We start from the raw sequence: 22,059 nt of genomic DNA, 5'->3' as shown, positions 1-22,059 counted from the left end.
CTATGAAACTGCATGAGTTAAAACCAGCAGAAGGTTCTCGTAAGCAACGCAACCGCGTTGGTCGTGGTATCGGTTCTGGTAACGGTAAAACAGCAGGTAAAGGTCATAAAGGTCAAAACGCTCGTTCTGGTGGCGGTGTACGCCCAGGCTTTGAAGGCGGTCAGAACCCATTATTCCGTCGTTTACCAAAACGTGGCTTTACGAACATTAACCGTAAAGAATACGCGATCGTTAACCTTGATGCTTTAAACCGTTTCGAAGACGGTGCAGAGGTAACTGCTGCATTATTACTTGAAACTGGTCTAGTGAGCAATGAAAAAGCTGGAATTAAAGTTCTAGGCAACGGAACTCTTAATAAAAAGCTTACTGTCAAAGCTCATAAATTCTCAGCTTCAGCGAAAGAAGCAATCGAGAATGCCGGCGGAACTACTGAGGTGATTTAATGTTTCAGACAATCTCTAACTTTATGCGTGTTCGAGATATAAGAAATAAAATCATTTTCACACTTTTAATGTTAATCGTTTTTCGTATTGGAACTTTCATTCCAGTACCTAACGTTGACGCTAATGTATTAAAGGCAACTGATGAGTTTAACCTCGTTGGTTTCCTGAATACTTTTGGCGGTGGTGCTTTAAAGAACTTCTCCATCTTTGCAATGGGGATTATGCCTTACATCACAGCCTCAATTATTGTTCAGTTATTGCAAATGGACGTAGTACCGAAGTTTGCTGAGTGGGCAAAGCAAGGTGAAGTCGGAAGACGTAAACTTGCGCAATTTACACGCTACTTTACTATTATTCTTGCTTTTATTCAATCATTCGCGATGTCATTTGGTTTTAATAGAATGTATGGCGGGTCATTGATTAAGGAAGAAGGGGTTTTAACATATGTTATAATCTCTATTGTATTAACAGCGGGTACAGCATTCCTAGTATGGCTTGCTGATCAAATTACTGCGCATGGCGTTGGTAATGGTATTTCTGTTGTAATTTTCGCAGGTATCGTTGCGGCATTACCTACAGGTATCAACCAAATCTATGCACAACAAATCGAGGGTGCGGGTGATAAGCTATTTATCAACCTAATTATCCTTGGTCTACTTGTTTTAATCTTGCTTGCGGTTGTTATTGGAGTTATCTACGTGCAACAAGCACTACGTAAAATTCCAATTCAATATGCAAAACGAGTTACTGGGCGAAATCAACAAACTGGTGGTCAACAAACTCATTTACCGTTAAAAGTAAATGCTGCAGGGGTTATTCCTGTAATCTTTGCTTCAGCGTTTCTGATGACACCTCGTACGTTAGTTCCGTTCTTCGGTGAAAATAATGTTACAACTTTCATTAATAACACGTTTGATCATACAAAACCTGTTGGAATGATTATTTATGTGGCATTAATCATCGCATTCACATATTTCTATGCATTCGTACAAGTGAATCCAGAAAATGTGGCAGATAACTTGAAAAAGCAAGGTGCTTATATTCCAGGTATTCGTCCTGGTGAAAACACTCAAACGTATTTAACAAGCGTGTTATATCGTCTGACATTTGTCGGCGCGATTTTCTTAACTGTTATTTCAGTAATGCCGGTTATATTCATAAACTTTATGAATCTACCTGCCTCAGTGCAGATCGGTGGTACTAGTATTATTATCGTAGTCGGCGTAGCGCTCGAAACGATGAAGCAGCTAGAATCTCAACTTGTTAAACGTCACTACAAAGGCTTTATGAAATAATGTTGGTTTTTAGGGAACGTTCCATCGTTTCCTTTAATCAGCAAACCTTTTGTGGGAGGAATATTTCCTAATGAATATCGTTTTAATGGGTCTGCCAGGTGCTGGTAAAGGTACGCAGGCAGATAAAATTGTTGAGAAGTACGCAATTCCTCATATTTCTACAGGCGATATGTTCCGTGCTGCAATTAAAGAAGGTACTGAACTAGGCTTACAAGCTAAGTCGTTTATGGATCAAGGTGCACTTGTACCTGATGAAGTAACGATTGGTATTGTTCGTGAGCGACTGGCTAAACCTGATTGTGAAAAAGGATTCTTATTAGATGGTTTCCCACGTACTGTTCCTCAAGCTGAAGCCTTAGATAGCATTCTTGCTGACCTAGGTAAAGCTATTGAGCATACATTAAACATTCAAGTTGAAAAGGATGAGTTAATTGCTCGTCTTTCAGGTAGACGTATTTGTAAAACTTGTGGTACATCCTATCATTTAATTTTCAATCCTCCTGCTGAGGAAGGGAAATGTGATAAAGATGGTGGCGAGCTTTATACACGTGCAGATGATAATCCTGAAACGGTTGCGAACCGTCTGGAAGTAAATATGAAACAAGCACAACCTCTACTTGATTTCTATCAAGCTAAAGGCGTGTTAACTAATATAGATGGACAGCAAGATATTAACAAAGTGTTTGCTGATCTTGATGCTCTATTACAGGGCAGCCGCAGCTGATACCCGGCTCCGGGCGCAGAGTACTGCTTCCGCGGGAGGCATGCGGGAGCAACAACGAAACATAATTTTTTTGAGAGTTGCAAAAGCATATTGTGCCCGGTATATATTTCTTCTAAAAAGTGCAACATACCTTTTGGAGGAGTATAATGGGTTTCGTGGAAGCATCTGTGTAACGGGTATGAATATCTCATCCAAGACATTCCGGTATTCGTGTAAACATGGGAGATTCAGTGCCCTTACTGGTTCTGTATATTCCGTGGATTGTGTGAAGCGAAACCAGACGAGCGTCTTTCAAACATCTCTCATACAATCCAAACATATGTTGAAACGAGGTTGCTTCTAAAGTTGCAGCAGATATCCGTTTGATGTAACGATGAGAACTTTAATTTGCATATAGAGAGGAGACAGAGTAGATGGCGAAAGATGATGTAATTGAAGTCGAAGGGACAGTTGTTGAGACTTTGCCAAACGCGATGTTTAAGGTAGAATTAGAAAATGGACATGTGATTCTAGCACACGTATCTGGTAAGATTCGTATGCACTTTATCCGTATTCTACCTGGAGATAAGGTTACTATTGAGTTATCTCCTTATGATTTAACTCGCGGTCGTATCACATACCGTTTTAAATAATCTTTTGCGCTCCGGACTACTAAGGAGGTTAGGTTAGATGAAAGTGAGACCATCTGTGAAACCGATCTGCGAAAAATGTAAAGTAATTCGCCGACGCGGTAAAGTAATGGTAATCTGTGAAAATCCTAAACATAAACAAAAACAAGGTTAATTCTAAAGGAGGTGCACAACGTACATGGCACGTATTGCTGGTGTTGATATTCCTCGCGACAAACGCGTGGTAATTTCATTAACGTACATTTTCGGTATTGGTAAAACTACAGCTCAGAAAGTACTAGCTGATGCAGGTATTTCAGAAGATACACGCGTACGCGACTTAACTGAAGATGAGTTAAACAAAATCCGTGAACAATTAGATTCTTACAAACTTGAAGGTGACTTACGTCGCGAAACTTCATTAAATATTAAACGTCTGATGGAAATCGGTTCATTCCGTGGTATCCGTCACCGTCGTGGCTTACCTGTTCGTGGTCAAAATACGAAGAACAATGCGCGTACGCGTAAAGGTCCTCGTAAAACAGTTGCGAACAAGAAAAAATAATTGGTAAAGGAGGTTCCTTCTTAACATGGCTCGTAAACAACAAACTCGTAAACGTCGTGTGAAAAAGAATATCGAATCTGGTATTGCACACATTCGTTCTACATTTAACAATACAATCGTAACGATTACAGATATGCAAGGTAACGCTGTATCTTGGTCAAGTGCTGGTGCTCTTGGTTTCCGTGGTTCACGTAAATCTACACCATTCGCTGCTCAAATGGCTGCAGAAACTGCTGCTAAAACATCCCTTGAACATGGTCTGAAAACGTTGGAAGTAACTGTTAAAGGTCCTGGTGCTGGTCGTGAAGCTGCTATTCGTGCACTTCAAGCTGCTGGTTTAGAAGTAACTGCTATTAAAGACGTTACTCCAGTTCCTCACAATGGTTGCCGTCCGCCAAAACGTCGTCGCGTGTAATGGGTGCGTCTCATATTGTATGAGAACATCATTTTTTGTACAGACTGTCTTGTGCAGATAATAAACGATACGTCATTGACGATCGAATCTATGATGGAAAGAACCTATACATTCGATGTTTTGAAGGAGGGTAAATAAAATGATCGAAATTGAAAAACCAAAGATTGAAACGGTGGAGATCAGCGAAGATTCCAAATATGGAAAGTTTGTTGTAGAACCGCTTGAACGCGGATATGGAAACACTTTGGGTAATTCTTTACGTCGTATCCTTCTGTCTTCATTACCAGGAGCTGCTGTCACTTCAATTCAAATTGATGGTGTTCTTCACGAATTCTCAACTGTAGAAGGCGTAGTAGAAGATGTAGCTTCAATCATTTTGAACGTGAAAAAACTAGCTCTTAAAATCTACTCTGACGAAGAAAAAGTTATTGAGATTGATGTTAAAGGCGATGGTACAGTTACGGCTGCTGACATTACACATGACAGTGACGTAGAAATTTTAAACCCAGATCTATATATTGCAACAATCGCTAAAAACGGTCATTTACGTATGCGTATGTATGCACAACGCGGCCGTGGTTACACTCCTGCTGATCAAAACAAACGTGAGGATCTTCCTATCGGCGTGATCCCGATCGACTCTATTTACACTCCAGTATCACGCGTCAATTTCCAAGTGGAAAATACTCGTGTTGGTCAGTCTTCTGACTACGACAAACTTTCTCTTGATGTGTGGACAGATGGCAGCATCGGTCCGAAAGAGGCGATTTCGCTCGGAGCAAAAATTTTAACCGAGCATCTTAACATCTTCGTTGGCATGACAGATGAGGCACAAACTGCTGAAATCATGGTCGAAAAAGAAGAAGATCAAAAAGAAAAAGTTTTAGAGATGACTATTGAAGAACTTGATCTTTCTGTTCGTTCTTATAACTGTTTAAAACGCGCTGGTATCAATACAGTACTAGAACTTGCGAATAAATCAGAAGACGACATGATGAAAGTTCGTAACCTTGGACGTAAGTCATTAGAAGAAGTAAAAGCGAAGTTAGAAGAGCTTGGTTTAGGATTACGCAAAGAAGACTAAGCGATTTAAACACAACTAACAAGATCAGATTTTTTTCTATAAAGGAGGGAAACATCCATGGGTTACAGAAAACTTGGTCGTACAAGTTCTCAACGTAAAGCGATGTTACGTGACTTAGCTACTGATTTAATCATCAACGAGCGTATCGAAACTACTGAGGCTCGCGCTAAAGAAGTACGTAAAGCTGTTGAAAAAATGATTACTTTAGGTAAACGCGGAGATTTACATGCACGCCGTCAAGCTGCTGCATTCATCCGTCGTGAACTAGTAACAACGACTGATGCAGAAGGTAACGAATCAACATCATTTGCACTTCAAAAGTTATTTGATGATGTTGCACCACGTTATGCTGAGCGTCAAGGTGGTTACACTCGTATTCTTAAAGTAGGTCCTCGTCGTGGCGACGGTGCACCTGTTGTTGTGATTGAACTAGTTTAATCATAAGAGAAAACTTGTGGTGAAGAGGGTGGGAATCACCACCCTCTTTCTTTATAAATGATTTATACGACAAATAATTAAGCTGAGCGTTATGATGAGCGGACACTTATTAGTGTGGCGTCTCGTTTAGCTCTCCGCACCTCATTCAGGAGAAATAAGGGCTTGAGCACCCATATTTCTTGTAAATGTAACGACTAGCGCATTTCTATCGAATGAGGTGCGCGCTTTTTTATTAGATTAGATGGCGCCAATTTGTGGTGCTTTTTTTAATATATGGGCGTTATTTTGTAATTCAATTAGTCCATTATCAATTTGAGTTGCTATTGTAGTATTTTTCTTTTATCGACATACGGATTGTAGTAGAATTCATACATAAAAAAGTGTAAGTTAGTTAGTAGAGCTGAGCTTAGAGAGAGGAGTTCTAGATATGCCTGAAATTTTATCTTTAAATAATGTGACTTTTTCATATACACCAGAAATTCAAAACAGTCGTAATGCTGTAGAAAATGTTAGTTTTGCTGTTGATGAAGGTGAGTGGATTGCTATTGTAGGACATAATGGTTCTGGTAAGTCCACCATTGCCAAGCTGATGAATGGTTTATTGTTTCCTCAACAGGGGGATGTACGAATATTACGAGAACCTTTAAATGAAGAAAATCTTTGGGAATCTCGCTCCTTAATGGGAATGGTTTTTCAAAACCCTGACAATCAATTCGTTGGGGCAACGGTACAGGATGATGTAGCATTTGCTTTGGAAAACAACGGTATCCCTTTTGAAGAAATGGTGAAACGTGTACATGCGGCACTCGAACAGGTAAAAATGAGTCAGTTTTTAGACCATGAGCCACATCATTTATCTGGTGGACAAAAACAGCGTGTAGCCATTGCTGGGGCACTTGCTTTAAAGCCGAAGCTTTTAATTTTAGATGAGGCTACATCCATGTTAGATCCTCAGGGTCGTGCAGAGGTGTTACAAACGGTGCAAACATTACGTGCAGAAACAGGATTAACAGTTTTATCTATTACCCATGATTTAGAAGAGGCAATGTTAGCAGATCGTGTTCTTTTTATGAATGATGGTAAGAAATTTGCAGAAGGTACACCTGCTGAAATCTTTGCACTTGGAGACAAGCTAGTTGAATTTGGACTAGATTTGCCATTTGCCTTGAAGTTATCAAAGCTATTGCAAAAGGAAGGTGTTCCATTAATGGGACAACATATGACAGAAGAAGAGTTGGTGAATGATTTATGGACATCAAACTTCAACAAGTAAGTTATGCCTATGCACAAGGAACCCCCTTTGAAAAACGGGCATTATTCGATGTAGATTTTGACATTCCATCTCATACGTATCAAGCGATAATTGGCCATACGGGTTCTGGAAAATCAACGATTCTGCAGCATTTTAACGCACTTCTAAGACCTACTTCAGGAGAAGTACATATAGGAGATCGACTTATTATAGCTGGGAAAAAAGCAAAGGATTTAAAAGCTGTAAGACAAAAGGTGGGCATTGTCTTTCAATTTCCAGAGCATCAACTTTTTGAAGAAACAGTGTTAAAGGATATTATGTTTGGCCCAATGAACTTTGGTATATCAGAGGAGGAGGCGGAAGCTCGTGCAAGAGAACTTGTTAGCTTAGTCGGTTTGCCTGATAGTGTTTTGGATAAATCACCTTTCGATTTATCAGGTGGTCAAATGCGTCGTGTAGCGATTGCAGGTGTTTTGGCGATGGATCCTGAGGTTATTGTCTTAGATGAACCAACAGCAGGTCTTGATCCACGAGGTCAAAAGGAAATTATGGATATGTTTTATCAGCTCCATCAAGAACGTCATCTTACAACCATTCTAGTAACCCATAGTATGGAGGATGCAGCTCGGTACGCAGATAATATTGTGATCATGCATGAAGGAAAGAATGTCTTAAGTGGAACACCACGAATTATTTTTAAAGATGTTGAAACATTAAAGAAATTCCGTCTAGAGCCTCCACGTATTGTCCGCTTTCAGCAAAAGATTGAACACATGATGGGTCATTCCTTGTCTAAGGTTTGCTTAACAGAGGAAGAGCTTGCTGCTGAAATTGCTCAAGCACTTAGAGAGGAGCGTGCAGAGTCATGATGGAAAAAATGATCTTTGGTCGCTTCTTACCTGGTGACTCACCCGTACACAAGCTTGATCCACGGTCAAAGCTGATCTTTGTGTTCGCCTTTATTATTATTGTGTTTTTAGCCAATAATACCGTGACGTATGCGATGTTACTCGCATTCACGCTACTGATTGTATTAATATCGCGCATTCGCCTTTATTTTTTAATTAATGGACTCAAACCAGTGCTCTTTTTAATGGCCTTTACATTCCTTCTCCATATTTTTATGACGAAGGAAGGCGTCCCTGTGTTTGAATCAAAATTCATTACGATTTATGATGAAGGGATTAGGCGGGGAATATTTATCTCAATTCGTTTTCTAGTATTAGTATTTATGACGTCAATCTTAACCCTTACAACATCACCAATTTCCATAACAGACGGTATCGAGGTTCTGCTGAATCCCTTAAAAGCAATAAAAGTACCCGTCCATGAATTGGCTTTAATGATGTCCATCTCATTACGCTTCATTCCAACCTTAATGGATGAGACGGATAAAATTATGAAGGCACAAATGGCAAGGGGCTCTGATTTATCATCTGGGCCAATTAAGGACCGTATAAAGGCAGTAGTACCATTGCTTGTGCCTCTATTTGTCAGTGCATTTAAACGGGCTGAGGATTTAGCAACAGCGATGGAAGTAAGAGGCTATCGCGGTGGTGAAGGGCGCACTAGGTACCGCAGGTTAAAATGGGATATGGGGGACACATTTGCGCTTGTGTTATTAGTAGCAATAGGCGTATTGCTATTCTTCTATAGAAGTTAAAGGAGTAGGCTATATGCGACGATTAAAAGTAATTATAAGCTATGATGGAACACTATTTTCAGGCTATCAGATACAGCCAGGGGAACGTACAGTGCAGGCTGAGCTTGAACGTGTTCTAGCCATTATGCATAAGGGAGAATCGGTTAAGGTAACTGCAAGTGGTCGTACAGATGCTAAAGTACATGCGACAGGGCAAACATTGCATTTCGACACACCACTTGGCATACCTGTAGAAAAGTATAGTAAGGCTTTGAATGTGCAACTGCCACGAGATATTCGTGTATTATCGGTAGAGGAAGTAGCCCATGACTTTCATGCGCGTTATGACGTGGCTGGAAAAAGATATCGCTATATTTGGTCTTGTGAGCCTATCCAAAGTCCATTCCGCAGATATTATACTGTGGAGACAAATGGAGTCAAACCTAACGTAGAGGCGATGCAAGAGGCAGCTAAGGCTATTATTGGTACACATGACTTTTCTTGTTTTTGCGCGGCGAATACAAGTGTGAAAGATAAAGTACGCACAGTAACATTATTGCAATTTGAATGGCATGGTGAAGAGCTACATATGGTGATTGAAGGGAATGGCTTCTTATATAATATGGTGCGTATTATTGCAGGTACTCTTTGGGAGGTTGGCATAGGTCGACGTATGATTGAAAATGTGTCCGAGGTAGTTGCTTCAGGTAATCGTGATAATGCGGGGAAAACCGCACCACCACAAGGGCTGTACTTAGAAAAAGTGTTCTATTAGTGGCGTTCTACAATTCTGAACAACTTCACCAGGTGTTTAATGAAATTGCTTGACTTTAAAAGTCATTCATTATATGATAACAGATGGTATTTTCATTACCACCACAAATAAGCCCCGAAACTTATAGTGTAGTCTAATGAAAAATAACGGTAATCGAATCGATTAGGAGGATATATACATGCGTACAACATTCATGGCTAAAGGTCACGAAGTAGACCGTAAATGGTTAGTAGTTGATGCAGAAGGCCAAACTCTTGGACGTTTAGCTTCTGAAGTAGCTGCAATCTTACGTGGTAAACATAAACCAACATTCACACCAAACGTTGATACAGGTGATCACGTAATCATCATCAACGCTGACAAAATCCATTTAACTGGTAACAAATTAGAGGGTAAACTATACCGTCACCATACTCAATTTGCGGGTGGTTTAAAAACACGTACTGCTGGTGAAATGTTAGATAAATACCCAACAAGAATGATCGAATTAGCAGTTAAAGGAATGCTTCCTAAAAACTCTTTAGGTCGTAAAATGTTCACTAAACTTAATGTTTACACTGGAACAGAGCATCCACATGCTGCACAAAAACCAGAAGCATACGAGCTTCGCGGATAATATAAATTAAGAGGAGGATATTACTTTGGCACAAGTTCAATACATCGGCACTGGTCGCCGTAAAAGCTCTGTAGCTCGCGTACGTTTAGTACCAGGTACAGGTAAAATTGTTATCAACAAACGTGAAATCGAAGAATACGTACCATTCGCTGCATTACGCGAAGTAATTAAACAACCATTAGTAGCTACTGAAACTACAGGAAGCTATGATATCCACGTAAACGTTAACGGTGGTGGATACACTGGTCAAGCTGGTGCTGTTCGTCACGGTATCGCTCGTGCTCTACTTCAAGTAGACCCAGATTTCCGTGCTGCATTAAAATCAGCTGGATTACTTACTCGTGATTCACGCATGAAAGAACGTAAAAAACCAGGTCTACGCGGCGCTCGTCGTGCACCTCAATTCTCAAAACGTTAATATTTTTATATCAACGATTTCAAGCTCTTCTCAGGTTTACCTGAGAGGAGCTTTTTTTTACGTTGATAACAAAAACAATACCCCTTGATTAAAAATCAATGTAATTTTGAAAAAGGGAAAGAGATTTGAAGCAAGAATGGATTAAAATTATTAAGAATTTCACCATTACTTTGTAGATACATGCGAGAAGCCTATGAGACATTCGCGAGGATCACTTAATGTCAAACATCATTCAAATCAGTGATAGTAATCCATACTAGACGATGCATTTACAATATAGTTTGTTCAGAATTTGTTTAACAGCCCTATGATAGGATGCGTAAGAGGACTGATATGAGAAATACAGGTGATAGTCATATTGCATAATGGATTTCATTCTGACAAATTGATAGTTTGACGTTACATATAATTGTGTTCAAGTAGGGGAGGGGTGAAAGTGAAAAAAATTATTAGCATTACTTTGACTATTATCATGCTATTTATTATCGTATATTTTATTGGCAATGGAGAGTATTTTGTTAGTAGTAGTCAGCCGATTGCGCAGAATGGGATCGTTACGATTGAAGAAAAAGAACTACAAGAAAAGACTATTTTAAAACTAGATGGAGAATGGTCTTTCTATCCAAATATCTTACTATCATCAAGTGATTCATTCAACGCGTATGAGAGTGAGAAAATACCAATTGAGGTGCCAGCTACTTGGAATAGCTTTGTAGAACCAAATGAGGAAGGACTTACTGTAGGAACGTATCATGTTCAGATAAATGTCCCAGTTGAAGGGGAATATGGATTATACATTCGTTCAATTCGTCAATCTAACCGTGTTTTCATAAATGGAGAAGATGTAGGTAGTATGGGGAATCCGAGTGAAACTTTAAAGGACTTTAAGTTCGAAAATGATGATAAATATACGGTGTTTGCACACAGTGAGAATCTAATGCTTGATATAGTAATACATGTTGGAAATTATAATTATCCAAAAGCCGGTATTACTTTTCCTATTGAGTTTGGAACAAAGGATGCTATTCAAAGAGACTTTAGCATGAAAATTTTAGCAGAATCGTTTGTATGTATTGGTTATATTGTATTCGGTGCGATTTATATTATATCGTATAGTCAAAATCGGAAGCGTAAAGAAGAATTGTTTTTGGGGTTATTCACTATATTATTCGGACTGTACATGTCGTTTACTAATGAAAAAATATTTTTTCTTATTTTTACACATTTAACTATAAATGAGCAAGTACGTTTACAATTAGGGATTTTACCACTTGTTGATGTTTGTTTAGCATTATTTCTCTTTTATTTGTATCCGGAGTTTATGAGGATAAAAGCGATTTATATTATTAGTATTTTGTTAGGTTTACTTTTTTTTATCTATGGGGTTTACAACCCGATTACAAAAAATAGTATGAATATACCAATAGAAAATCTAATTCTATCACAAATAATCTTTGCAGTAATTTTTATTCCAGTTGGGCTTTATAATGTGTTTGTGCTATTACGTGTGCTTATGAAAGGTGTAGATGGCTCACGTTATATTCTAATTCTTTTAGTATCTCTTACTTGTTATACTTTTTTGATGGTAATGTATTACATTTTTGATATACCTATGGTTTATAGTGAACAATTATTGTTTATTTTTACACTATATAGTTTTGCATCTCTGCTTAGCTTCCGAGCGAATACATCTTTTAAGGAAGTTCAAGCGTTATCGGAAGAGCTCTTGATGCATAATCAAATGAAGGATGAGTTTTTATTGAAAACGTCTCATGAATTACGTACGCCTTTAAATGGTATTTTAAATATATCCAAATCATTAATGGAAGGTTTACAAGGACCTTTAAAGCGTGAGCAACAAGAAAATGTCATTTTAATACATAATGTCGCGCAACGTTTAGGTTATTTAGTAGAGGATTTATTGATCTCTTCGAATCATATGACCAGAGAAGTTCGTGTTACCCCTCGTGTTGTGCCGATAAGCGTAATTGATGAAGTAATTGAGGAAATTCGTAGTTTACTGTCGAGTGATACATCCATAAGGTTAATCAGTGCAGTAGATTCTAATTTACCTCATATGTATACAGATGAATTACGATTGAAACAAGTGCTTTATAATTTACTCTATAATGCTCTGCAACATACAAAGCATGGACAAATTACAGTCTTAGCTAGTGTACGTAATGATTATATGGAAATACAAGTAAGCGATACTGGAATTGGTATACCATCACAAGACTTAGATCGAATTTTTAATTCCTTTTATCAAGTAAAGAAAGATAAAAAAAGTGGGGGACTTGGGTTAGGATTGAGTATCTCAAAAAATATAGTAGAACAGTTAAATGGAGAAATTCATGTAACAAGTACATTAGGTGTTGGAACAATTTTTACTTTTACGGTGCCGCTTGCCACACTCGAAAAACTAGATATTGAAGCACAACAACAGATGGGCAATCGAGCAGATAATATACTACAGCTAGATTTACCATTATTGCATAAAGGTAATGACAAAACCATACTCATTGTTGATGATGATCATGTAAATATAAAAGTACTAGTGGACGCATTAATTCAAAAAGGCTATACCGTTATTGGGGTAGATAATGGGTTTGATGCGATGGAATATGTAAAGAAACATAAAGTAGATTGCATGTTAGTCGATTTAATGATGAATGGTATGTCAGGCTATGAATTATGCAAACAAGTACGCAAGCAATACGATATGTTGGAATTACCGATTATTGTATTAACAGCCATTATGCAGCATTCAGATTTAGTGTTATCTTTACAAGTCGGGGCAAATGATTATCTGCAAAAACCGATTGCGATGGATGAATTACTAGTGCGTATTCAATCATTACTAGCAGTTCGACAATCTTCCATTGATGCGATTGAGGATGAAATGAATTATTTATATGCGCAAGTAACTCCTCATTTTGTCTACAATACACTTAATACTATTATCGGCTTAAGCTATACAAATATAGAAAATACACGAGAGGCTTTATACAGTATAGCAACCTATTTCCGTGCCAAGCTGAATGTCCATTATCGTAACAGCATGGTTTCAATAGAAGATGAAATAGATCTTGTAAAAGCATATCTCTATATTGAAAAAATGCGCTTTGGTGATCGTCTTACAGTTGCGTATGATATAGATGAGTCCATTCAATCTTTGATTCCAGCATTATCAATTCAGCCTATAGTTGAAAATGCAGTTTTTCACGGGATTTCGAAGAAAAAAGAAGGTGGTACTATTGAGGTGAGTGTGCAACGAGAAGGTCAATTTATACGTATTAAAATTGATGATAATGGGGTCGGTATCTCAGAAGAAAAGTTGCAACGATTAGTAAATGAAGAAAACTCACGTATTGGATTTACGAATCCTTTGAAAAAATTTAAGCTTATGAGAAATGCCAGTTTTCGTATATATAGTGAAGAAGGTAAAGGAACTACTGTTATTATTCTATTACCAGAAGAGAATTCGTAACCTTTACAAATGGCGTACCGTTTAAAGATGATTTGGTCTTTACGGAGTCAGAGGCAGACAAAACATCTACCCCAAGACTCTTTCTACTTTCGAGGAAAGGGTCTTTTTGTCATTCCATCATAAAAAGCAATCTTTGAAGTAACCTCAAAGATTGCTTAACGTTATTTCTTATGAAACTGCAGGTGAAATGGATGCAGCTGGTCAGCTAATACCGAAGTGAGGCCACCTAGAATCGTATCTTGAAGGTTACATCTCTCTAGATGATTTCTTGAATCATGAATAAACCTCCTATAGTGTTAACTGTTATTTCGTTCGCGTGCAGCTTCTTTTAAAATTTGCTCAATCTCATAAAAGCCTAGCTTTTTTGCATGCTGCAATGGTGTGACACCATCTCGATCTCCAATAGTTATATCAGCACCATGATCCACCAATAATTGCACAATTTCTTGATGTTTCTCCCCGCCATTGCCTAATATGACTGCCTCCAATAGAGCTGTCCAATGCAAATTATTAATGTGATTGACATGAATGTCTGAGTGATTAAGTAGCTCTCGGACCACCTCAACATGTCCCCGTTCGGATGCAGGGATGATGGCAATTCCACCAAAGCGATTAGTTAGCTTTGTATCTGCCCCTGAAGATATGGCAAGTTTAACGATTTCTAAATAGCCTGATGCCCCTGCATGTAAAAGTACGTTCTCAAGGTTATTATCTCTAATATTAATATCAGCACCATGTTGAATGAGCACCCTCACAGTATCCACCTGGTTATTATAAGTGGCAGCTAAGACAGGGGTTCTTCCATACTGATCCGTTGTATTAATATTGATGCCATTTTGCAGAAGTGCTAATACTTTATCAGTATCGCCGTTCGCTGCTGAAAGTATTAATTGATCAATCATTTTTCCACCTTCTTTTCTTTGGTTAAAACAGCCAAAAGACTAGTGGTATATCACTGTAGCCTAATTTTCCGTTTATAAAAATATGGTAACATGTAGCGAATTATACGAGTAATATTAAAAAGATATGCTAGGTTTAGCTTTTTCCTATAATAAATAATGTTGAGGTACGCGTTTGTGAGAAATGTCGATCACCCATAAATTAAGTATATGTAGAAAAAAATAAATAGCTTTTTTTACATAAACCTCACTATTAGTGTGCAGATTTAATATATATTAAAAATATTTTTGTATAGGTTTATGATTTTTTAAGAAATTATTTAGGGGGAGTTTAACATTCCACTTTAATATAGTTTTTAGAAGGTACAACAAACCTTTCATTTTTAAAAAATGGTCATGATGGGTTTGATGTAACTCAAAATATAAACGAACCGATGGAGGTAAGTAGGTATGAAAAAATTATTAATAGTATCTGTTGCAGCTATTGCATTATTGGCAGCATGTCAAGATAAGGAGCCTGCTAAAGGCAATACGACGAATAGTGATGAAGTTAAAACAGAAAGTGCCGCAACAGAAAATACTGTCAAAGAGCAATTAACAAAGGGACAAGAAATGGCTAATATTCTAAGTGGTACAAATTGGCAAGGAACAAAAGTTTATGATCGAGATAACAATGATTTAACTGCGGAGAACGCAAACTTCATTGGCTTAGCAAAATATGATGCTCAGACAGGTCATTATGAGTTCTTTGACGCTGCTACCGGTAAAAGTCGTGAGGATAAAGGGACATTCTTTATCACAAATGATGGGAAACAAAGAATATTAATTTCAGAATCAAAAAACTACCAAGCTGTTGTCGAGATCACTGAGCTAAACGATAGTATCTTTACTTATAAAAGAATGGGTAAAGATGCTGCGGGCAATGATGTAGAAGTATTCGTGGAACATATTCCATATAAAGAAAAAGAACTGTCATTTACTGATTCCCATAAAACGTTAGATGCTTCAACAGGTGAAATAGTTACAGACGTTGACGGAGACAAAATTCTAGCTGATACACTATGGCATGGAACAGTTGTGTTAGATGAAGCGGGTAATGATGTAACAGAATTTAATTCAAACTTCATCAGCATTGCAAAGTATGATGCAAATACAAATAAATATGAGTTCTTTAATCCTGAAACAGGTGAAAGTCGTGGAGACTATGGTTACTTTGATGTCATTCATGATAATAAAATAAGAGCGCATGTTTCTGTCGGTGATAATAAGTATGGTGTAGCTCTTGAAATTACAGAAATCAACGATAAGAAATTCACATATAAACGAACAGGTAAAGACAAAGATGGCAATGATCTAACTGTATTTGTAGAGCATGAGCCATATACAGGTGAATTTAATCCTAATTTTACAATCCAATAAAATCCCTTAATTATAGAAGAAATTAAAACTCTCAAGTTTGTGACTTGGGAGTTTTTTTTACTTTCTGGCATAGTTCATCCACTAATTTCGTACACTAAATGTAAAAGGGTGGTGGATATGGGTGAAGCGCTGGCTTGCACTAGGAGTAATTATGCTTATGAGTATAGTGGTCGTGGCATATGAAACAAATGCTTCGGACCGTAACTTCTTCTTACCGGACCCACTTGGTGGCATAAAGATTGTCATTGATGCAGGGCATGGTGGTGAGGATGGAGGAGCTTCAAAGGGCGAAGTGATTGAAAAGGATATTACACTTGCAATTGCTCAGCATGTAGAGAAGCAATTAAAGAAAAAAGGCGCAACGGTTATAATGACACGAACAAAAAATGGGGATGTAATCGATGAGCATGCGCCATCAGAAAAATATGGAACAATGAGAGAACGGAAAAAACAAGATATCTTCCTAAGAAAGGATATCGTGGAAAAAGAAAAGCCTGATGTATTTATAACTATTCATGCAAATGCCATACCTGAAACAAAATGGCGTGGCGCACAGGTATTTTACCATAAGGAAGGACATGCTGATGGAGAGATTCTTGCCAAGAGTATTCAACAATCCATTCGCACCAATTTAAAAAATACAGATCGTGAAGCATTGTCTATTAAGCAAATCTATTTATTGAAGAAAGCGGAAGTACCTGCAGCTTTAGTGGAGACTGGTTTTATTAGTAATGATGAGGAACGAGCATTATTAGTGGACAAAAACTATCAAGAAAAAATGGCAGATGCCATAGTTGAAGGTATAGAAGACTATTTATTAGCCAAAATTGAGTAGAGCAACATCTACAACGTAAATCAAATCATTATGATATACTAATATTGAGACAATATAAGGGGAGTGTTCGTCGTGATTACTGAACAACAAGTACGAGAAATACTGGGACAACTACAAGATCCATTTTTACATAAATCGCTTGCAGAAACAGATGGTATTACGAACGTAGCAATAAAAGAAGAAAAAAATCATGTCAGTGTAAAAATTGCCATTGCCAAACTGAATACACCAGAACAATTACAACTACAAATGAAAGTTGTTGAGGTGTTGAAAGAAGCGGGTGTAAACACTGTTGGTATTCGTTTTGAAGAACTATCTACAGAGAAATTACAAAGCTTCCGTGGCACAGCAACAGAGTCGGAAGCACAAGATATTTTATCTCCATTAAGCACAGTACAAGTAATTTCAATTGCTTCTGGTAAAGGTGGAGTTGGTAAATCGACAGTATCAGTTAACTTAGCTGTAGCTTTAGCTCGTCTAGGAAAGAAAGTCGGCTTAATTGACGCAGATATTTATGGATTTAGTGTACCTGATATGATGGGTGTGACGGATATGCCTAAGGTAGTCGATAATCGTATTTTCCCAGTAGATCGCTTTGGGGTAAAAATGATTTCAATGGGCTTCTTTGTAGAAAATAATGCACCGATCGTATGGCGTGGACCAATGCTAGGTAAAGTATTAGATCAATTCTTCCGTGATGTTGAGTGGGGTGAATTAGATTATCTATTATTAGATTTACCTCCTGGCACAGGTGACGTTGCATTAGATATCCATCAAATGTTACCATCATCAAAAGAAATTGTGGTAACAACACCACACCCAACAGCAGCATTTGTTGCAGCTCGTGCAGGGGCAATGGCGCTTCAAACAGACCATGAAATTTTAGGAGTTATCGAAAACATGGCTTGGTTTGAATCTAAATCAGGTGACCGAGAATTTGTCTTTGGGCAAGGTGGAGGACCAAAGCTAGCTGACGAACTACGTACAGAGTTGCTTGGACAAATCCCGCTTGGGCAACCAGATTGGACAGATGAAGATTTTGCTCCTTCTGTATACGCTGAAAAACATACAACAGGACAAATTTATTTAGACATTGCGACGAAAATCATCGATAAATTAAATAAATAATAAAAAAACGGATTTCCACCAATTTTAGGGGGAAATCCGTTTTTACATTACCAAGGCTACTCGGTACTTTTTTGTCCCTTATCCGATCCGCCACCACTATCGCCACTCGCTTCTTTCTTATCGCCACTTCCTGATGAACCGGTTTCGCCACTTTTCTTAATAAGTTCCTGCCATTTCGATTGCATTAAAGGGCTTTCGATCGTTTCCTTTACAACTTCCTCCATTTGCTTGCGCATATTGGATGATTTAAGGATAGTCTCCAACTGCTTTTGCATATCGGGTTGCCCGAAAAATGCCTCCATATCCTTTTGGAAAGTCGGATCTTTTATTAAGTTCTTCATAATATCCTGTTGCTGTTTTTGCATACTTTTCGCAACAGTTTCTTTAAACTTTGGATCTTCAAAGGTTTTTTTCCAAAAGTCTTCTGCTTCCTTGGAAAGTAAAGTTTCCTCGGTAGCCTTTTTCACTTCATCATGCTCTAAAATCAAGAGCTCACGGAAACTCGGCTCCTCTAAAAGCTGTCGCAATGCCTTTTTACCATCCTCTGTTTGTAAAGAGTCAATCATGATTTTTTTTATTTCATCATAGGACATGGTAGAGGTTTTATCTTGTGAACAGGCAGAAAGAAAAAGCATTAGAATCAATAATAAGGTGAATTTTCGCATCGACAATCAGTCCTTTCTCTAGATAGACTCTTTCAATTATTGTTCACATTTCTCAGGACTTTATGTATTCGTTAGGATGAGAAATAGCTTTTTTAACAAGGCATTGATAAAATAAGGACAGATATATTGAGAAATTGGGGGACTTTTAGTTGTGACGATACGAAATTGGGCAAAGTTTTTCTTCTTTGCAATGCTCGTTGGTGGTGCAGTCAACGGAGTTTTTAGTTTATTTATTCGCTGGGAATTCTTCCAACCATACATAGCAAACGGTCAATGGGGTGAGTTTTTCGCTGGACTTTTATGGATGGTTTTCTTAGGGTTTACAATGAGTGTTATAGCGCAAGCTGGCTTTTTTGCTTATTTAACACTTCATCAGGTAGGTGTTAATATTTTTAGAACACTGACATTATGGAATTGGGTACAGCTATTATTAATTGCCATAACGATTTTCGATATAATTTTCTTCCGCTTTATTCCTGGTGTGAAAGATGGGCAAAGCTGGTTGTTCTATGTAGGACTATTAATTGTCCTCATTTTCGGGGCCATAGCAACAGCTGTTCAAAAAGTAAAATTAACAGGGAAAAAACATGTAATGATTTCGGCACTATTCTTTATGATTGTCATCACAACGTTGGAGTGGACAATTGCATTGATGGGTCGCGATGAAAATATTAATGAGTATGTTGCGCTCTTATTATTCCCATTATTGGCGGTTAATGCGTATCAATTATTAGTATTACCTAAATATAATGCAAAATCCGATGAAGATCGTCAAAAATTAGAAGCACGACGCAAAGCTCGTCGTGAACAGGCTAAAAACGCATAAGGAAAAAATTGCCTCGCTGTAGTGGAGGCAATTTTTTTATGGCGCTTTTTTAGTTTGAACTTTATAACCAAATATATTTTCTTCAATCGACATAAACTTATGTTGTTGTATGAGAGTGTTAAGCTCTTTAAAGGATATTTGATTATTTTGATGGAGCGGGAAAAAGACAAAATCACCTTTTTGTAATTTCGGAGTTTTCTCACCTTGCCAAATAAGCGAAGGCGATAGTAAATTCATTTGTTGTTGGAATAAGGTTTTCTGTAAATCCTGTGAATATTGATGATTTCGGGTAGCAAACCATAAAGGTTTTTCTTGTAAATATTTTTCGTAAGTATCAATATCCTTTTGGATGAGCGCAATGTCAACGGGTTCTTCTATTGAATCATCTGGCCCAAGTAATCCTGTAGGCAATTTTCGTTGTTGGATAATTTTTAAATGATCGGGTGACCGTTTTATCCAATCAGCATCTAAAAGTAGAAGTGGATAAGGCTCCTTCACAGTTTGGAGCCATTCTAATAGAGAGTCATCAGAGAAAGAAATCTCTATAATAAGAGATGTGCCATAATGTCCTTTCGTGACCACTACTGGTGCATTCCCAATATTAAATACAGAAATCATCGTTGAGTTTATAGGCTTTAAAAAGGCAAAGAGCATTACAATTAAAAGCAGTGAAATCAACGTTTTACGGACCATAATGATAACCTCGTTTCTAAAATTTAAAATAAAAAATGAATCTCTTTAAAAAAACTTATGTTTTAGTGTTGACTTTCATGAATAATCGATGTTATTATGTATAAGTCGCCAAGAGGTGACAACGAAATAAAGAAACATGAACCTTGAAAACTGAACAAGCAAAACGTAATCAATAAAGTTTTAAGTAACTAGTTTAGCTAGTGAACGAAACACAATTTTGGACATCAAACATGATGCCAGCAAAACAATTTGAGCTAATCAAATTTCTTTTATGGAGAGTTTGATCCTGGCTCAGGACGAACGCTGGCGGCGTGCCTAATACATGCAAGTCGAGCGAACAGAAAAGGAGCTTGCTCCTTTGACGTTAGCGGCGGACGGGTGAGTAACACGTGGGCAACCTACCCTATAGTTTGGGATAACTCCGGGAAACCGGGGCTAATACCGAATAATCTCTCTTGCTTCATGGCGAGAGACTGAAAGACGGTTTCGGCTGTCGCTATAGGATGGGCCCGCGGCGCATTAGCTAGTTGGTGAGGTAACGGCTCACCAAGGCGACGATGCGTAGCCGACCTGAGAGGGTGATCGGCCACACTGGGACTGAGACACGGCCCAGACTCCTACGGGAGGCAGCAGTAGGGAATCTTCCACAATGGGCGAAAGCCTGATGGAGCAACGCCGCGTGAGTGAAGAAGGTTTTCGGATCGTAAAACTCTGTTGTAAGGGAAGAACAAGTACAGTAGTAACTGGCTGTACCTTGACGGTACCTTATTAGAAAGCCACGGCTAACTACGTGCCAGCAGCCGCGGTAATACGTAGGTGGCAAGCGTTGTCCGGAATTATTGGGCGTAAAGCGCGCGCAGGCGGTCCTTTAAGTCTGATGTGAAAGCCCACGGCTCAACCGTGGAGGGTCATTGGAAACTGGGGGACTTGAGTGCAGAAGAGGAAAGTGGAATTCCAAGTGTAGCGGTGAAATGCGTAGAGATTTGGAGGAACACCAGTGGCGAAGGCGACTTTCTGGTCTGTAACTGACGCTGAGGCGCGAAAGCGTGGGGAGCAAACAGGATTAGATACCCTGGTAGTCCACGCCGTAAACGATGAGTGCTAAGTGTTAGGGGGTTTCCGCCCCTTAGTGCTGCAGCTAACGCATTAAGCACTCCGCCTGGGGAGTACGGTCGCAAGACTGAAACTCAAAGGAATTGACGGGGGCCCGCACAAGCGGTGGAGCATGTGGTTTAATTCGAAGCAACGCGAAGAACCTTACCAGGTCTTGACATCCCGTTGACCACTGTAGAGATATAGTTTCCCCTTCGGGGGCAACGGTGACAGGTGGTGCATGGTTGTCGTCAGCTCGTGTCGTGAGATGTTGGGTTAAGTCCCGCAACGAGCGCAACCCTTGATCTTAGTTGCCATCATTTAGTTGGGCACTCTAAGGTGACTGCCGGTGACAAACCGGAGGAAGGTGGGGATGACGTCAAATCATCATGCCCCTTATGACCTGGGCTACACACGTGCTACAATGGACGATACAAACGGTTGCCAACTCGCGAGAGGGAGCTAATCCGATAAAGTCGTTCTCAGTTCGGATTGTAGGCTGCAACTCGCCTACATGAAGCCGGAATCGCTAGTAATCGCGGATCAGCATGCCGCGGTGAATACGTTCCCGGGCCTTGTACACACCGCCCGTCACACCACGAGAGTTTGTAACACCCGAAGTCGGTGAGGTAACCTTTTGGAGCCAGCCGCCGAAGGTGGGATAGATGATTGGGGTGAAGTCGTAACAAGGTAGCCGTATCGGAAGGTGCGGCTGGATCACCTCCTTTCTAAGGATT

At 38.8% G+C, this 22,059-nt stretch carries 22 protein-coding genes, 1 rRNA gene and 2 pseudogenes; 22 read left to right on the top strand and 3 right to left on the bottom strand.

Going from position 1 to position 22,059, the window contains the following annotated elements; genetic code table 11:
- Positions 1-2: 2 nt before the first annotated feature.
- The 17 genes and pseudogenes from rplO to PSR12_RS22785 all read left to right on the top strand — a co-directional run bounded on the left by rplO (position 3) and on the right by PSR12_RS22785 (position 13,765).
- The gene (gene rplO, locus PSR12_RS22865; RefSeq protein WP_004233670.1) at positions 3-443 is read left to right on the top strand and encodes a 50S ribosomal protein L15; all 441 of its coding nucleotides are present in this window, start codon (positions 3-5) and stop codon (positions 441-443) included.
- Positions 443-1,738 (top strand): preprotein translocase subunit SecY, encoded by a 1,296-nt coding sequence (gene secY, locus PSR12_RS22860; RefSeq protein ID WP_004233672.1) that lies wholly within the window; start codon positions 443-445, stop codon positions 1,736-1,738. The genes rplO and secY overlap by 1 nt, the downstream gene beginning before the upstream one ends.
- Before the next feature lie 70 nt (positions 1,739-1,808).
- Positions 1,809-2,462 carry an adenylate kinase gene (locus PSR12_RS22855; RefSeq protein WP_016992655.1) on the top strand — a complete coding sequence of 218 codons (654 nt, stop codon included), beginning with the start codon at positions 1,809-1,811 and terminating at the stop codon, positions 2,460-2,462.
- Between the two features lie 249 nt (positions 2,463-2,711).
- A pseudogene (locus PSR12_RS22850) lies at positions 2,712-2,789 on the top strand (type I methionyl aminopeptidase); the annotation flags it as partial.
- A gap of 86 nt (positions 2,790-2,875) precedes the next feature.
- The gene (gene infA / locus PSR12_RS22845) at positions 2,876-3,094 is read left to right on the top strand and encodes a translation initiation factor IF-1 (protein ID WP_004233690.1); all 219 of its coding nucleotides are present in this window, start codon (positions 2,876-2,878) and stop codon (positions 3,092-3,094) included.
- A gap of 37 nt (positions 3,095-3,131) precedes the next feature.
- On the top strand, positions 3,132-3,245 hold the full coding sequence (gene rpmJ / locus PSR12_RS22840; RefSeq protein WP_000868344.1) for a 50S ribosomal protein L36: 114 nt from the start codon (positions 3,132-3,134) through the stop codon (positions 3,243-3,245).
- A gap of 24 nt (positions 3,246-3,269) precedes the next feature.
- A complete protein-coding gene (gene rpsM, locus PSR12_RS22835; protein WP_004233729.1) occupies positions 3,270-3,635 on the top strand; it encodes a 30S ribosomal protein S13 in 366 nt (121 codons plus the stop codon).
- Positions 3,636-3,660: 25 nt separating this feature from the next.
- The gene (rpsK, locus tag PSR12_RS22830) at positions 3,661-4,050 is read left to right on the top strand and encodes a 30S ribosomal protein S11 (protein WP_004233731.1); all 390 of its coding nucleotides are present in this window, start codon (positions 3,661-3,663) and stop codon (positions 4,048-4,050) included.
- Positions 4,051-4,189: 139 nt separating this feature from the next.
- A complete protein-coding gene (locus tag PSR12_RS22825) occupies positions 4,190-5,134 on the top strand; it encodes a DNA-directed RNA polymerase subunit alpha (RefSeq protein ID WP_004233733.1) in 945 nt (314 codons plus the stop codon).
- 57 nt (positions 5,135-5,191) lie between these two features.
- Positions 5,192-5,572, top strand: a complete 381-nt coding sequence (rplQ, locus tag PSR12_RS22820; RefSeq protein WP_008181938.1) for a 50S ribosomal protein L17 — start codon at positions 5,192-5,194, stop codon at positions 5,570-5,572.
- A 427-nt stretch (positions 5,573-5,999) separates the two neighbouring features.
- Positions 6,000-6,845, top strand: a complete 846-nt coding sequence (locus PSR12_RS22815) for an energy-coupling factor ABC transporter ATP-binding protein (protein ID WP_016994488.1) — start codon at positions 6,000-6,002, stop codon at positions 6,843-6,845.
- Positions 6,821-7,693, top strand: coding sequence for an energy-coupling factor ABC transporter ATP-binding protein (locus tag PSR12_RS22810; RefSeq protein ID WP_016994489.1), 873 nt, complete (start codon positions 6,821-6,823; stop codon positions 7,691-7,693). The genes PSR12_RS22815 and PSR12_RS22810 overlap by 25 nt, the downstream gene beginning before the upstream one ends.
- Positions 7,690-8,487 carry an energy-coupling factor transporter transmembrane component T family protein gene (locus PSR12_RS22805; protein ID WP_016994490.1) on the top strand — a complete coding sequence of 266 codons (798 nt, stop codon included), beginning with the start codon at positions 7,690-7,692 and terminating at the stop codon, positions 8,485-8,487. The genes PSR12_RS22810 and PSR12_RS22805 overlap by 4 nt, the downstream gene beginning before the upstream one ends.
- A gap of 13 nt (positions 8,488-8,500) precedes the next feature.
- The gene (truA, locus tag PSR12_RS22800; protein ID WP_274770643.1) at positions 8,501-9,241 is read left to right on the top strand and encodes a tRNA pseudouridine(38-40) synthase TruA; all 741 of its coding nucleotides are present in this window, start codon (positions 8,501-8,503) and stop codon (positions 9,239-9,241) included.
- A 178-nt stretch (positions 9,242-9,419) separates the two neighbouring features.
- On the top strand, positions 9,420-9,857 hold the full coding sequence (gene rplM, locus PSR12_RS22795) for a 50S ribosomal protein L13 (protein WP_004233742.1): 438 nt from the start codon (positions 9,420-9,422) through the stop codon (positions 9,855-9,857).
- Positions 9,858-9,882: 25 nt separating this feature from the next.
- Positions 9,883-10,275, top strand: a complete 393-nt coding sequence (gene rpsI / locus PSR12_RS22790; protein WP_004233744.1) for a 30S ribosomal protein S9 — start codon at positions 9,883-9,885, stop codon at positions 10,273-10,275.
- Between the two features lie 436 nt (positions 10,276-10,711).
- On the top strand, positions 10,712-13,765 hold the full coding sequence (locus PSR12_RS22785) for a hybrid sensor histidine kinase/response regulator (RefSeq protein WP_274770639.1): 3,054 nt from the start codon (positions 10,712-10,714) through the stop codon (positions 13,763-13,765).
- Positions 13,766-14,061: 296 nt separating this feature from the next.
- Here PSR12_RS22785 and PSR12_RS22780 read toward each other — a convergent pair whose 3' ends face one another.
- Positions 14,062-14,667 (bottom strand): ankyrin repeat domain-containing protein, encoded by a 606-nt coding sequence (locus PSR12_RS22780; protein WP_221682374.1) that lies wholly within the window; start codon positions 14,665-14,667, stop codon positions 14,062-14,064.
- Between the two features lie 534 nt (positions 14,668-15,201).
- On the opposite strand from PSR12_RS22780, the pseudogene PSR12_RS22775 reads away from it, so the two are divergent.
- The 3 genes and pseudogenes from PSR12_RS22775 to PSR12_RS22765 form a co-directional block, all read left to right on the top strand.
- Positions 15,202-16,083, top strand: a pseudogene (locus PSR12_RS22775) (DUF4822 domain-containing protein); the annotation flags it as partial.
- Positions 16,084-16,204: 121 nt separating this feature from the next.
- On the top strand, positions 16,205-16,918 hold the full coding sequence (locus PSR12_RS22770) for an N-acetylmuramoyl-L-alanine amidase (protein WP_004233756.1): 714 nt from the start codon (positions 16,205-16,207) through the stop codon (positions 16,916-16,918).
- 72 nt (positions 16,919-16,990) lie between these two features.
- Positions 16,991-18,046, top strand: coding sequence for a P-loop NTPase (locus tag PSR12_RS22765; RefSeq protein WP_004233758.1), 1,056 nt, complete (start codon positions 16,991-16,993; stop codon positions 18,044-18,046).
- Positions 18,047-18,102: 56 nt separating this feature from the next.
- Here the strand turns inward: PSR12_RS22765 and gerD are convergent, their stop codons facing one another.
- Positions 18,103-18,711: a spore germination lipoprotein GerD gene (gerD, locus tag PSR12_RS22760; RefSeq protein ID WP_004233763.1), complete on the bottom strand. Its 609-nt coding sequence runs from the start codon at positions 18,709-18,711 to the stop codon at positions 18,103-18,105.
- 151 nt (positions 18,712-18,862) lie between these two features.
- Here gerD and PSR12_RS22755 point away from each other — a divergent pair, with 151 nt between their 5' ends.
- Positions 18,863-19,537 carry a KinB-signaling pathway activation protein gene (locus PSR12_RS22755; protein WP_009374014.1) on the top strand — a complete coding sequence of 225 codons (675 nt, stop codon included), beginning with the start codon at positions 18,863-18,865 and terminating at the stop codon, positions 19,535-19,537.
- Between the two features lie 36 nt (positions 19,538-19,573).
- Here PSR12_RS22755 and PSR12_RS22750 read toward each other — a convergent pair whose 3' ends face one another.
- Positions 19,574-20,230, bottom strand: coding sequence for a hypothetical protein (locus PSR12_RS22750; protein WP_274770635.1), 657 nt, complete (start codon positions 20,228-20,230; stop codon positions 19,574-19,576).
- 268 nt (positions 20,231-20,498) lie between these two features.
- Between PSR12_RS22750 and PSR12_RS22745 the strand changes: the two genes are divergently transcribed.
- A 16S ribosomal RNA gene (locus PSR12_RS22745) occupies positions 20,499-22,050 on the top strand.
- Positions 22,051-22,059: the final 9 nt, after the last annotated feature.

The organism is Lysinibacillus sp. G01H (genome assembly GCF_028872195.1).
GTDB lineage: Bacteria > Bacillota > Bacilli > Bacillales_A > Planococcaceae > Lysinibacillus > Lysinibacillus capsici.
Note: the sequence above shows the minus strand (reverse complement) of the source record. Positions and strands in the feature narration are given on the sequence as shown.